The organism is Paenibacillus ilasis (assembly GCF_043195395.1).
Classification (GTDB): Bacteria; Bacillota; Bacilli; order Paenibacillales; family Paenibacillaceae; genus Paenibacillus_AQ; species Paenibacillus_AQ lautus.
This window is the reverse complement of sequence record NZ_JBHDJG010000003.1, coordinates 172,307-186,660: the sequence shown is the minus strand read 5'-3', so window position 1 is coordinate 186,660 and position 14,354 is coordinate 172,307. Positions and strand designations below refer to the sequence as shown.

Sequence of the window (14,354 nt, the reverse complement as noted above, 5' to 3'; positions counted from 1 at the left end):
GTTCACAAGTGAAGCTGAAAACCGTTCTGAGACCCATGTTCATTCTTTTGTTGGTCGCGTCTTTTTTTGCTGCCGGATGCCAGAGTGTAACGCCACCGACAGCATCAGATCCGCCGCCTAAAGAAGAGGTAAAGACACCCGGAGGCAGTGATGAGCCTGCACCGCAGGGCGATGCGAAAGCGACGCCGAGAAATGAAACGCTTTACGTGAACGGTTTGCAATGGGGGGCACCTACGAATTTTAACCTGCTTAGCGGAAACCCGGCGTTTCCGATTAACTACGGAAACTCCAGGGAACTCGTCTATGAAACCTTGTTTATGGTCAATCAGCTGACAGGCGAGTTAGAGCCGCTGCTGGGTACCAAGTATGAATGGACCGACGATCTGACCTTGAAGATCGAATTGAACAAGGATGCCAAATGGAGCGACGGCAAGCCGTTCACTTCCGATGACGTCGTCTATACCTACCAGCTCGGCAAAAAGTATGACATCAACTGGAGCAGCTTCTGGACCTACATCGAGGACGTAACGGCAGATGGACCGCAAACGGTGAACATCAAGCTGAATAAAGACAATCCGAACAAATTGACGGTGCTCGACAGCATCGAGGTTATGCCGATGCTGCCCAAGCATGTATGGGAAGAGGTCGAGAAGAAAGCTAATAACGACCTTGCCACCATTCGTAAAGAAGTCAACGAGGACCCGATCGGAACAGGGCCTTACAAAATGTATTTTTACAATGATCAGAAGATCACGATTGTCCGGGACGATAACTATTGGGGTCAGGCGCTCTTTGGCAAGCTGCCGGCTCCCAAATACATTACCCATGTCATCTATAAAGACAATGCAGCGGGTGACCTGGCATTCAAGAGCGGTCAGGTCGACGTATCGCAGCAGTTTATTCCGCAGGTATGGAAAATGTGGGAGGGCGGGGCTCCGGTTAAAACCTATATCAAAGACGCTCCATACTATGTGCCCGGCTCCATGCCATCGATCTTCTTCAACATGTCGAAGGAAGGTCTCAACCATCCGGATGTCAGAAGAGCGATTGCCATGGCGATTGATTACGGCAAAATTTCGGAGCTGGCCATCAGCGGCTACTCGGCTCCAATGGAGCCGTCGTTGACGCTGAATACGGAGGCCGAAGCGAAATATGTAGACCAGGCGGCCATCAAACCGCTACAGTGGACAACGGACGTAGATGCGGCCAATGCACTCCTTGATTCGATCGGCGCCGCGAAGGGAAAAGACGGAATTCGCGTTTTGAACGGAACCCGCCTCGGCCCGTTCGAAATCGAATGTCCATACGGCTGGTCGGATTGGAATGCGGCGCTTGAGATTGTCGCTCAGAACGCGAAGGCCATCGGTATCGAGATTCGAACCAAATTCCCGGAAGCGCCCGTATGGACCAATGATTTACAGACCGGCAAGTTCGATATCATCATGAACACGCCTGCCGGCGGGGTCAGCCCGAGCCAGCCGTGGAACCGTGCCATGACCATCATGTACTCCAAGGGCGTTGCGCCGATGGGCGAAATGGCATTCTACAACTGGGGCCGGTATAAGAACGATCAAGCAGATGCCATCATCGAGAAGATTCCTACAATCACGGACGAAGCTGAATTGAAAGCGCTCTACACCGAATTGACCCAAATCTGGTTGAAGGAGATTCCATCGATTCCGCTCATGTATCGTCCATGGGTATTCGACACCGTCAATGAGTCGGTGTGGAAAGGGTTCCCGACCGAAGGAGACGGCAGCAACATCCCGCCTCAAATTTCGATGGATGGAGCCGGCATCAAGTCGCTGTATCAGATTCATAACTGATGCATATAACTCAATGAACCAAGACCTATATTAGCGGATTTACACCCCTGATATAGGTCTCTTTTCCACCAAATTCGAAGGTGTGATCCATGGGGGTGAGCTGCTTGAGCGTTTACGGAAAATATATCGTCAAGAAGTTCTTCTGGTACTTTCTAACGCTGGTGATTGCCGTCACGCTGAATTTCCTGTTGCCCCGGATGATTGAGGGGAATCCGGTAAGCATGATTGTGTCCGAGATGACGCAGGGGATGACCGACAGCGATACGATCAAACGGGTCTATGAGACGTTTCTCGTTGAGTTCGGAATCGACAAGCCTTTATGGGAGCAGTTCTTCATCTATCTGAAAAATTTGGCGACAGGCAACCTGGGCACTTCATTCGGGCTGTATCCGAAACCGGTAACGGAAATTCTGGCCTCGGCGGTTCCCTGGACGATCGGGCTTCAGCTTCCGGCCATTCTGGTTGGCTGGCTGATCGGGAACGTGCTGGGCGCCGTTGCGGCTTACCGCAAAGGCGTGTTTGATAAAGTGATATTCCCGGTGGCCTTGTTCGTGAATTCCATTCCGTTCTTCACCCTGGCCATTATTATGCTGTATGTGTTCGCCCTGTCCCTGAACTGGTTTCCGCTGCACGGGGGCTACGATTATCAAATGGTGCCGTCACTCAGCTTTGAATTTTTCGCTTCCGTACTTAGGCATCACACGCTTCCATTTCTATCGATCGTGCTGGTTACGATTGGCGGCCAAGCCATTGGCATGCGGGAGATGTCCATCTATGAACTGAATTCGGATTATGTGCTGTACAGCAAACTTCTCGGGATACGGGATTCCAAGATCGCGAGGTATGTATTCCGGAATGCGATGCTGCCCCAGATCACGGGCTTGGCATTATCCATCGGTACGATGGTGGGCGGTTCGCTGATCTGTGAGATCGTATTCAGTTATCCGGGAATCGGAACCTGGATGTTCACGGCGATCCGTCAGCTGGATTATCCGTTAATTTCGGGTTGCACTCTCTTGATCGCCCTGGCTGTGCTGCTGGCCAACTTTACGATTGACCTAATCTACGGCTGGATCGATCCAAGAATCAAGGCCGCTCAGATGGAGGATCAATAATATGAATAGTTCCTTTCGCATATTGATCAAATCGCCAAAGTTTATGTTCGGAGCCTGCATGCTGCTGGCTATGATCGGCATGGTGCTGATCTACCCGCTCTTTAACCGCAATGACCCGCTGGAGATGATCGCACTGGCGTACCAGCCGCCGGATTCGAAGCTGCTGCTGGGGTCGGATAACTTCGGCAGGGATTTATTCCTTGAATTGATCTATGGTATCCGGACCTCCTTGCAGGTCGGGCTGATTGCCGGCGTATTTGCTACCGTGATCGGTCTTGTGATCGGTTTAGCCTCAGGGTACATCGGAGGCATGATCGATAATCTGCTGACCGCGATCACCAACATCTTCATCGTGATACCTTCCTTTGTCATCCTGATTCTGATCTCGGTCAGTATCGATTCGCGCAGCTCGTTTGTTACGGCCGTCATTATCGGCATTACCAGCTGGCCCTGGACGGCCAGGGCCGTACGTGCACAGACATCCTCGCTCCGCAACCGGGATCATGTGAATATCGCGAAAATATCCGGATACAGCACGCCGCGCATTATCATCTCGGAAATTTTGCCGTACATCGCTTCCTACGTTGTCATGGCTTTCGTGCTGCAGACGGCATCGGGCATTCTGTCCGAGGCTTCCATCTCGATGCTGGGGCTGGGACCGTACAACACGATTTCCCTTGGCATTATCATGAACTGGGCACTCGTATTTGAAGCACCCGTTGCCGGCGCGTGGTGGGCCTTCATCCCGGCGGCGATCTCCATCGCCATCATCACCTTCTCCTTGTACATGATGAACACCGGCATGGATGAAATATTCAATCCGAAGATTAGGAGCTGATGGGGCCTTGAGCACAAATATACTGGAAGTTAACGAATTGAAAACCTATTACCGTACCCGGTTGAAGGAGCATGTATATGCCGTAGACGGCGTGAGCTTCTCACTCGAGAAGGGGAAGACGCTTGGCATTGCCGGTGAATCCGGCTGCGGTAAATCGACCCTTGCGCTCAGCCTGATGGGATTCTATTTTCCACCGCTGCATTTTGGCAGCGGCTCCATTGTCATCAACGGTACGGACATTATGAAGCTTGGCAAGGAACAGCTCCGTTCCCAGGTGTCGGGAAGAGAGATATCGTATATCCCGCAAGCAGCTATGAATGCCCTGAATCCTACGCTCAAAATCATTCATTTTGTCGAGGATATTATGAAGGAGCATCGCCCTGAGCTGAACAAGAAGCAGGTGTGGGATATGGCGGCGGAACGGTTCGAAACCTTGAATTTGTCGACCAAGGTACTGAACTCCTATCCGAACGAGCTGTCAGGCGGCATGAAGCAGCGGACGGTTATCGCAATCTCCACCATTCTGAATCCCAAAGTGCTGATAGCGGACGAACCGACCTCGGCGCTGGACGTAACCTCGCAGAAAGCGGTGATCAAGCTGCTGAAGAGTCTGCTGGATCGGGGCTATATTCAGTCTCTGGTATTCATCACGCACGAGCTGCCGCTGCTTTATCACGTAACGGATGACATCATTGTCATGTATGCAGGGGAGATCGTGGAGCGCGGAACCGCAGAGCAAATGATTTTTGACCCGATACACCCGTATACGAAAAAACTGATGGGTTCCATCATTGTGCCGGAGGAAGGTATGAAAGGACATAAGCTGGCCGCCATCCCGGGAACCCCGCCTAATCTGAAGAACGTGCCGGAGGGGTGCCGGTTCGCGGATCGCTGTTCCTATGTGCAGGACGCCTGTCGGAAGGGAAAGATTACGAGCCAGACCGTGGAGGATCGAATCTATCGCTGCATCGTGGAACCGGGTGTGCTTAAGGAGTGGTATGCGAATGAAGAGGAATGATGTCCTGATTCGGGGAGAGCATCTTACAAAGGTATTCGGTTACGGGAAACAGAAGACAACCGCCGTAGAGGATGTTAGCTTTACCTTCCATGAAGGCGAAATCATATCGATTGTCGGCGAGAGCGGAAGCGGCAAAACGACACTGGCCAAAATGATCATGGGCCTGCTGAAGGAGAGCAGCGGTACGATTGAATATATGGGCAAGCCAAGGCAGTTGAAGCGGCACAGAGACCGGAAGCGCTATTGGAAAAACATTCAGGCGATCTTCCAGGACCCGTTCTCTTCGTTCAATCTGTTCTACAAAGTCGAGAAACTGCTGCTCGATTGCATCAAGCTGCAGGGTGATAAACTGACGAAGGAGGAGCAATTCCGCAAAATGAAGGAAGCGTGCTCCTTCGTCAATCTGAAGTTTGAAGAGCTGCACAATAAATACCCGTTCGAACTGTCCGGCGGGCAAATGCAGCGCCTGATGATCGCCCGGATCTTCATGCTTCATCCGAAACTGCTGATTGCGGATGAACCGACCTCCATGGTCGACGCATGCTCAAGGTCTACGATACTGGATATGCTCTTGAAGCTGCGGGATGAGAACAACATGACGATTATTTTCATTACCCATGACGTAGGGCTCGCTTATTATGTAAGCGATACGCTGTATATTATGGAGCAGGGGAAAGTCGTGGAGCGGGGACCGGCGGAAGAGGTTATCTTAAATCCGCAGCATCCTTATACCCAGCAGTTGATTTCAGATGTGCCCAAGATCCACTCCGAGTGGGATTTGGCATGAGCGACGTGAATGGTGGAAATCTCATGATGGAAAAGCCCGAAGCGTAATGCCGCTTCGGGCTTTATTTTGTTAAAAAATTCAACTATAGGCGATCTGTCCTCTGAGAAAGTACGTCGATAGACATTTTTGTTATAGCGCGCACAGAATAGAGTCCCTATTCGCTTCGTTTATTTTCGTGAATATGACACTCCGAGTGGTTACGGTAAAATTTCTCTATTCTTGATCTTCGCATTTGTGAAGGATCTGCCGATAAATGATATGGCTGCCATTTGAGTTATCCCGCAGCTCGCATTCGGTATACCGCAAAGCATCAGACGTGACTGCGTGTATGCTTCATAAGGAGACCATCAAACATCATGTGTACTTACATCTTGGGGGCAACGATCTTGGCATTAGTCGCCCTCACCATCATTTTCTGGATTTTCTTGTACAGGAGCGGTTATCAGCGGAAGTTAAGCCATCAGGCCTTGGACATGGCCGAGGACAGATTCCGCCTGCTAGATGATATGCTGCTTACACTTGATGTTGGCATTTGGTCGTACGATTTCGGCATAAGGAGGATCCAAAATACTTCTTTGGCTTTTCATAAAATCACAGGTTATTCACAACGTGATTTCGCGGACGGTCTTCCCTGGGAAACGCTGATCCACCCAGAGGATATGACGCTGTTCCGATCGTTGATAGACAAACTTCGACAAGGCGACGCCGTTCATACCGAATACCGCATCATCCATGCGGAGGGCGAAGTACGCTGGGTTCAGGTGAAGATGATTCCGACGATGAATGAAACCGGTCAAATCGTTCGGACCGATGGCATTGCCATTGACATTACCACCCGCTTTCGCATGGAAGAGGCGCTGTATGATATTACGGAATGCAAGAAGATGGAACAGGCGCTCAAGGAAAGCATGAACCGGTATCGCAGGCTGGTGGAGGTATCTCCTATTGCCATTGCAGTCTGCAAGGACCGCAAGCTCATGTACGTGAATCCCGCCGGACTTCGGATCCTTGGAGCGCCGGGTCCTGAGAACATCCTGGATACAGATCCTTGGGACTGGGTGCTTGATCCCTATGAGGAGTGGGCACGCAGACGGCTCACACGGCTTATTCGAACAGGGGAGGTTGTGCCAGAGGAATTAGCCATAAAACGAGTAGACGGAGAGCGGGTCGATGTCGTGGCAACGGCACTGTATGATGCGGAATCGGACACGATTGAAGTTTTTTTTGAGGATATAACCGCCCGTAAATCAGCGGAACGAGCCCTTATGGAGAGTGATCGAATCAACCGCCATATCCTCGATATCGCTCCGGTCGCGATGTTCCTGCACTCCGATTTTTCTTATATTTATGCGAATCCCGCGGGCTTTTCCTTATTGGGCATTACGGATATCGAACAATTGGCGAGTACTTCGCTCCAGGACATCATTCCCTCGGATCAGGTTGAGTTCGTGATTTCGGAGGTTGAGCATGTGTACGAAAGCGGGAACACCTCGGAGCTCGCCGGGAACAAACTGGTCCGGCTGGATGGAACGATTATTGATATTGAAGCCATTACCACGCCGATCCCATATATAGGACGCAATACAGCACTGACCATTATTCGGGATGTCACAGAGCAGAAGAGGGCGGAACGGGAACGGATTGCGGCCGAAAGGCTTGTCCGGGAGAGCGAGGACCTGTATTTCAGGCTGCAGATGAGTCTGGATCAATTCTCCTCCGATCTTTTCGGGATGGTGAAGATAAGCGAATTGAATGCCCGTATTGTGCGGGAAATCAAAAAGGTGCTGGGGACGGATCGGGTGAGCCTCATACAGATCAACCACCACAGCCTGCATATCAAGATCCAAGGGGGCCATAAAGATCCGCCACAAGGGGTGCTGCATGCGATCCATACATGCGGTCCCGAGCATATTCCATTCTGTAAACTGTTTGAGATGTCTGACGGATATTTTGTCAAGATTGGAGAAATGAATGGGGACAGCAGTATTGTTTGCATTGGCGGAGAGGTGGTTCCTCAGCCTATGATACAGGCCCAAAAAATATGGCTGGAGACCATTACGCGCTATGCAAGTGTTCTGTACGATAACTTCCGCGTCATTGAGGATTTGACGAGGGAACTGGAGAAGCTGGGTTCATCCCAGCAGATCATGCCCCTATGGCTGCTGCGACTGATGCTGCATTTATCCGAGAATGAACGAAAGCGATTGTCCCAGGATCTTCATGATGCCGCGCTCCAGGAACAGATTATATGGTACAGGAAATTAAATCAGATTACATCGGATCATGAGCTGCCAGAGCATCTGCGTCCACAGCTGGAGGAAATCGAGCAGGGGCTTCTGGATGTGATTTATCAGATTCGAATTACGTGCAACGAGCTTCGTCCCCCACTGCTGAAGGAGGAGGGGTTGGAACGTTCGCTCGAGGCATTGTTTGAATTTACCCAGCTGCGCACCAATTATTCGATACAGTTCGACTGTTCGAACTTCGATGATGATATCAGTGACGATCATTTGATTGGACTGTACAGAATTGTCCAGGAGCTGCTGGCCAATGCAACGAAGCATTCGAACGCGACGGAGGTAAAGCTCCGTTTGTCCACCCAGTCGGATGAAGTCAATCTGAGTTATGAAGACAACGGGATTGGAATCGACCCCAGCCAGCAATCGGACCAATTCAACAGCATGGGGATCGGCGGCATGAAGGAACGGGTGAGAAGCATGAACGGCAAAATCCAGTTCGACTCATCGGATAGCGGGGGGTTGGCTGTCTATATATCCATAACGGCAAGGTAAATTCCGCCGGCAGCAAAGCAAGCAAGATATCAGACTGAAGGAGTCATGAGTGACGATGATCGAAATTTTATTGGTGGATGACCATCCCTCGGTGATGGAGGGAACCAAGGTGCTGCTTGAGCAGGAAAAGGATATGTTCGTGAAGCTGGCGAATACGCCGGAGCGGGCGCTGGAGCTGGTGAGCAGGCTGCATTTTGACGTGATGCTGATTGATATGCACATGCCGGGCATGAACGGAATTGATTTGGCCAAGCAGATCCTCCGGATTGCTCCGGACGCGGTGATGCTGATTTATACGGGCTTTGAAGTCAGCAATCATTTTAATTTGATTATGGAGGCCGGACTGGCTGGTTTTGTCTCGAAAACGTCGGGCAAAGAGCAGTTGGTAACGGCTGTTCGGTGTGCGCTGCGAGGAGAAGTCGTTCTGCCGTTGACACTCGTGAAGCAGCTTCGTCGTGTGACCGCAAATGGTCCGGAACGGACGGCAGGGGCGCCGGCAGCCCCGTCTATAACCGATAAAGAATATAGTATTCTCAAGGAAATCGCTCGCGGAAAGAGCAACAAAGAGATTGCGGGAACGGTGATCATGAGCCAGCGTTCACTCGAGTACTGCTTAACCAATCTCTTTCAAAAGTTGAATGTAAAGTCACGCATAGAAGCTGCACTGAAGGCAAAGCAAATGGGAATCCTCTCGGATTCGGATTTTGTCCAGATGGGCTGATAGGCTAGCTCTCCTTCCGATTCAGATCATGAAGCATTGCATCCCTTGACATGTTCAAAGATGATTTCGCTACCCTTCGACAACAATCGCAGGGAAGCCCGCAAAATTCTTGCGTGAGCACGCAAGAGAATTTCGGTTACGAAAGGTATGTAAGTGTATATGCTTATGTTACTGGATGGATATAGTCTGTAAGTAGGAAGGATGGTTGCTTGCGGCATGACAAAGGACCTATTTGAATATGGTGTCGATGACCTCTTGTCACTGGAAGAGATTGAGGAAGTGTTGGCGCAGCTCGAAGAAGAGTGGAATGAATTTAACAGCCGGAAGAAGCGAGGGTGACTTATAATGAAACGATGGAAATCTTTGAAAGCTCTGTTTGCTATGAAACTCCAGAGCCGTATGCTGCTTATCATTTTGGGGTCGATCACGATTTTTCTAGCTGTCATGATGGCTTATATCAGTATGACTACAACGGAGGAAGCGCTGGATTCGGCCAAGACGCTTGCGGTGACAACGAGTGAGAAGATCGGCGCGATTGTACAAGCAGAGCTCGACGATGTAATGAACTCCGCGCGTACATTGGCTGTAAGCTTTGTTGGAATGAAAGAGAGCGATACCACGAATCGTGCAGCCGTTACTGAGATACTGAGAAGAAATCTGGAAGACAATCCGTCCTGGAAAGGGATCTGGACGTTGTGGGAGCCGGATGCTTTTGACGGACAGGATAGCGAATATAAAAACAAACTCGGCAGTGACCAATCGGGACGAATGATGTCCTACTGGGCAAGAACGGAGTCCGGCCTGGAACATTCCGTAATCGAGGATTATGAGCACGAAGGGGAAGGTGATTTCTATCTCCTGGCGAAGAACAGCGGCAAAGAAATCATTATGGATCCGTACGTCTTCAAAGTAGGCAACGAAGATGTCATGATGACATCGCTCGTTGTTCCGATTATCGATAACGGAAAGACCGTCGGCGTGGTTGGCGTCGATATTTCCCTGGCACATTTGCAAAGCGTAATGGAGCAATTCCGATTGTTCGATACGGGGTATGCGCATATTTATTCGAATACCGGCGTGATCGTAACGTCGCCGGAGGACGGATTGATGGGGCAGACGCTGGAAAAGGCCTATCCCGGCAAGACGGTTCCTCTCATACTGGATGCGATTCGGGAAGGAGATGTCTATGCCGAGGAAGATTCAGAGCTGTACAAGCTGTATACGCCGATCAAGACCGGATTAACCGAAACGCCATGGTCTGCCGCTATCATTATCCCGATGGATGAGATTACGGCGAAGTCGGATGCACTGATCATCTCCATTATCGTTGCCGGTGCAGCCACCTTGGTGGCCATGGCGGCTGTAGTGGTCCTGTTAACGAGATCCATTGTGAAGCCGCTGGGCGTTTCCGTTGCTATCGGCGAGTTCATGTCGAAGGGAGACTTCACGCAGAAGGTTCCTGCGGTTTATCTTCGCAGAGCCGACGAGATCGGCACGTTGTCCAGAGTATTCGCTCAGCTGCTGGAGAGCATGAAGGAAATGATCGGCAAAGTGAACATAAACGCATCATCGGTAGCCGCGGCTTCACAGCAGCTGTCGGCTGGTGCCGAGGAACTGGCCGTTGGAAGCAGCAGTCAGGCTGAATCCGTGCAAACCGTTAGCGAATTGTTCCATGAATGGTCGAATGCCATCAATTCCGTGGCGAGCGATGCCTCGGCTGCATCCGAGCTTGTAAATCAAACCTCCGGCATTGCAGCGGAAGGCAGCGGCATCGTCCAGCAGTCGGTGGAAGGCATGAATCGGGTACGGGAGCAGGTTGCCAAACTCGAAGCTGACTCCCAGCGGATCGGCGAGATCATCGAGGTCATCGACGACATCGCCAAGCAGACCAATCTGCTTGCCCTCAATGCCACGATCGAGGCTGCCCGTGCCGGCGATCAAGGAAGAGGTTTCGCTGTGGTGGCGGATGAAGTGCGTAAGCTAGCCGAACGTAGCGGAGGTGCCACAAAGCAGATCGCCGATATCATCAAGGGCATGCAGAAGAATACGACCGATAGCGTGGAGGCGGTGAATCAAGGCGTCATCCACACGGAAAAAGCCGGTGAAGCCTTTGCCTACATTACAAGCATGGTGAACGAATCGGCGGGTAAGGTGATGGATATTGCAGCCGCCAGCGAGGAGCAGGCAGCCCAGGCTGCCGAGGTGGCAACCGCGATTGAAACGATATCTTCGTCGACGGAGGAAACGGCGGCTACAAGCGAGGAATCGGCTGCAACAGCACAATCGCTTGCCGAGCTTGCCGAAGAGTTGAACCATACCGTATCGGCCTTCAAAATCTCGTAGCACCACTGGCATATTGATGATAAGCTTGGCCTAAGGGCCGGGCTTTTTTTATATATAAAGTGACGATTTATGTACGCTGTGAGATTTTAATACACCTATAACTACTCTTAAACGCGGTCTGTCTTCTGTGAATTACGTCGATAGAAGTTTTTGTCCATAAATCATGGTGGACTGCTCGGACGAAGGGAGGAACACGTGTTGTGAATGGCAGCTTGTTTCAGCAGATATTAGAAGAGGGAGATTATGTCCCCCGCTTTTACGCCTATTACTATAAGCAGTGGATGGATTATGAAATGCCTTACCACCAGCATGATTCAACCGAGATTATGTATATGATTTCAGGGGTATGCCGGATTGACGTGAAGGTAGGCGATACGGAAAAGAGCGTCACGCTCAAAAAAGGGGAGTTTATGGTGCTGGATGCCGATGTCCCGCATCGGTTAATCGTTGAGCAGGCGGTCTCCTGCCGAATGCTGAATGTGGAGTTCGGGTTTATGGAATGTGAAGGGAGGACGCTTTCTCTTAGGCAGATTGCCGGTGAGGAGGAAGAGGTGTCCTTTCTCCTGAATCGGCCGTTTCCCTACTTGGTGCTAGCGGATCAGGAGGAGGTATATCCGGTGCTCAAGAGCCTCGTGCTTGAACTCGATCAGAGAGGGACCGAGGGCAGAATGATGACGCATATGCTGTTTATTCAGCTCCTTGTATGCATTGCCCGTCTGTATGAAGAAAGGGAACGCAGCGAAGTGCAGCAGAGCGAGTTCTATATTAAACGAAGTGTCGATTTCTTGCATCAGAACTATGACCGCAATATTCAGGTGAAGGACGTTGCCGCCGAGGTGAATCTGCATCCCGGCTACTTGCATCGGGTATTTCGCAGAGGAACGGGCAGGACAATCACCGAGTATCTGACCATGATTCGCATGGAAAAGGCCAAAATGCTGCTGGAGCAGACCGATATCCCCATACATGAAATATCGGATTATGTAGGTGTTGGCAGCCGGCAGTATTTCCATATGTTATTCAAGAAGTATACGGGAACCACGCCGGTGGAATATCGGCTGCGGAAGGACCGGAATGCCTGGAAATATGGTGATCCGGATGCCGCAGCAGATAAGAAGTGAGGATTTTTGACTCGGAAGAGTTCAAGAGGTCATGATTTTGATAACGCTTTCTACCGCTCGATTGCTACAATAACTACAATCTAATTTGCAGCTAGGGAGTGGATAGAATGTCATTTAAGGTTGCTTTTATCGGAGCGGGAAGCATCGGCTTTACCCGGGGAATTCTACGTGACTTGTTGACTGTACCGGAGTTCAGGGATATCGAGGTTGCTTTCACCGACATCAGCCAGCATAACCTGGATATGGTCACGGAATTGTGTCAGCGGGACATTACCGAGAATGGACTGTCGATTGCCATCCAGTCCACCACGGATCGAAGACAAGCCCTGCAGGATGCCAAATATGTCATCTGCACCATTCGCGTGGGCGGACTGGAGGCATTCCGTACGGATGTGGACATTCCGCTGAAATATGGCATCGATCAATGCGTGGGCGACACGCTCTGTGCAGGCGGCATTATGTATGGCCAGCGGGGAATCCCCGAGATGCTGAGCATTTGCCGGGATATTCGCGAGGTGTGCGCACCTGACGTTCTGCTATTGAACTATTCGAATCCGATGGCCATGCTGACATGGGCATGCAATCAGTATGGCGGCGTGCGGACGATTGGTTTATGCCATGGCGTGCAGCATGGGCATCACCAGATCGCCGAGGTGTATGGCTTGAAAAAACAAGAGGTCGATATTGTCTGTGCCGGGATTAATCATCAGACTTGGTATATTCGAGCCTCACATCAAGGCAAGGACTTGACGGCTGGGCTGCTGGAGGCATTTGAACGACATCCGGAGTACAGCAGGACAGAGAAGGTTCGCATCGATATGCTGAGGCGTTTCGGATATTACAGCACCGAATCCAACGGCCATCTAAGCGAATATGTTCCTTGGTACCGTAAACGGCCGGAGGAAATTACGGAGTGGATTGACCTCAGCAGCTGGATCAACGGAGAGACGGGCGGATATTTGCGAGTCTGTACCGAGGGACGCAACTGGTTCGAGACCGATTTCCCGAACTGGATGAAAGATCCGGCTATGGAGTACACGCCGGAGCAACGGGGAGAGGAGCACGGCTCCTACATTATTGAAGGTTTGGAGACCGGCCGGGTATACCGGGGACATTTTAATGTCGTGAATGAAGGCATTATTGCAAATCTGCCGGAAGATGCCATCATTGAGGCGCCGGGTTACGTCGACCGGAACGGCATATCCATGCCGCATGTAGGGAGTTTGCCGTTAGGGCCGGCTGCGGTGTGTAGTGTAAGCATATCCGTTCAACGGCTGGCGGTTGAAGCGGCGGTTCATGGAGATGACAAGCTGCTTCGTCAGGCATTTATGATGGATCCGCTGGTCGGAGCGGTATGTAATCCGAAGGAAATCTGGCAGCTGGTCGATGAAATGCTGGTAGCCGGTGAAGCATGGCTTCCTCAGTATGCGGCTTCGATCGCCGAAGCGAAGGCACGTCTAACAGCGGGCAATCTGATCCCTACCCGTCCGTATGAAGGAGCCGCCAGACTCAAGGTGAAGACGGTGGAGGAGATGCAGCTCGATCGGGAGAAGGCAAACAAAAACGCAGGTGAATCCGACAAAGGGAAGGATCGCGAAAAAGGTAATCCGGTTGCACATTAACGAAGGTATCAACAATAGAAATACTTAGAGTTTCATAAATGCGAATTAAACAAACACTTTGGGCTTGGATGGTATAACGGACAAAAATCCGCTATAATCCCTCTGCCAGAAGTGTTTTTTTCTGCAAGCCGTTCATCTTTTACCTGCATATACTACGAATACCTAGATACA

11 protein-coding genes are annotated in these 14,354 nt (G+C 50.9%); all 11 read left to right on the top strand.

Translation table 11 applies throughout. The features are described 5' to 3' along the window. Positions 1–8: 8 nt before the first annotated feature. On the top strand, positions 9–1,826 hold the full coding sequence (locus tag ACETK5_RS25120; RefSeq protein ID WP_394058513.1) for an ABC transporter substrate-binding protein: 1,818 nt from the start codon (positions 9–11) through the stop codon (positions 1,824–1,826). Positions 1,827–1,930: 104 nt separating this feature from the next. Beyond that, entirely contained in the window at positions 1,931–2,941 is a 1,011-nt protein-coding gene (locus ACETK5_RS25115; RefSeq protein WP_113056503.1) for an ABC transporter permease, read from the top strand. 1 nt (position 2,942) lies between these two features. Further along, positions 2,943–3,779, top strand: a complete 837-nt coding sequence (locus tag ACETK5_RS25110; RefSeq protein WP_071223543.1) for an ABC transporter permease — start codon at positions 2,943–2,945, stop codon at positions 3,777–3,779. Positions 3,780–3,786: 7 nt separating this feature from the next. After that, positions 3,787–4,797 carry an ABC transporter ATP-binding protein gene (locus ACETK5_RS25105; RefSeq protein ID WP_100540691.1) on the top strand — a complete coding sequence of 337 codons (1,011 nt, stop codon included), beginning with the start codon at positions 3,787–3,789 and terminating at the stop codon, positions 4,795–4,797. Then, positions 4,784–5,584, top strand: a complete 801-nt coding sequence (locus ACETK5_RS25100) for an ABC transporter ATP-binding protein (protein ID WP_100540692.1) — start codon at positions 4,784–4,786, stop codon at positions 5,582–5,584. The genes ACETK5_RS25105 and ACETK5_RS25100 overlap by 14 nt, the downstream gene beginning before the upstream one ends. A gap of 356 nt (positions 5,585–5,940) precedes the next feature. Further along, complete coding sequence (locus ACETK5_RS25095) at positions 5,941–8,376, top strand: sensor histidine kinase (protein WP_100540693.1); 2,436 nt, start codon at positions 5,941–5,943, stop codon at positions 8,374–8,376. Between the two features lie 55 nt (positions 8,377–8,431). Further along, positions 8,432–9,097 carry a response regulator transcription factor gene (locus tag ACETK5_RS25090; RefSeq protein WP_394058509.1) on the top strand — a complete coding sequence of 222 codons (666 nt, stop codon included), beginning with the start codon at positions 8,432–8,434 and terminating at the stop codon, positions 9,095–9,097. Between the two features lie 216 nt (positions 9,098–9,313). Then, positions 9,314–9,436 (top strand): hypothetical protein, encoded by a 123-nt coding sequence (locus tag ACETK5_RS25085; RefSeq protein ID WP_279300485.1) that lies wholly within the window; start codon positions 9,314–9,316, stop codon positions 9,434–9,436. A gap of 6 nt (positions 9,437–9,442) precedes the next feature. After that, complete coding sequence (locus tag ACETK5_RS25080; RefSeq protein WP_394058507.1) at positions 9,443–11,440, top strand: methyl-accepting chemotaxis protein; 1,998 nt, start codon at positions 9,443–9,445, stop codon at positions 11,438–11,440. Positions 11,441–11,640: 200 nt separating this feature from the next. After that, a complete protein-coding gene (locus ACETK5_RS25075) occupies positions 11,641–12,561 on the top strand; it encodes an AraC family transcriptional regulator (RefSeq protein WP_394058505.1) in 921 nt (306 codons plus the stop codon). Between the two features lie 107 nt (positions 12,562–12,668). After that, positions 12,669–14,183, top strand: coding sequence for an alpha-glucosidase/alpha-galactosidase (melA, locus tag ACETK5_RS25070; RefSeq protein ID WP_326115428.1), 1,515 nt, complete (start codon positions 12,669–12,671; stop codon positions 14,181–14,183). Positions 14,184–14,354 lie beyond the last annotated feature (171 nt).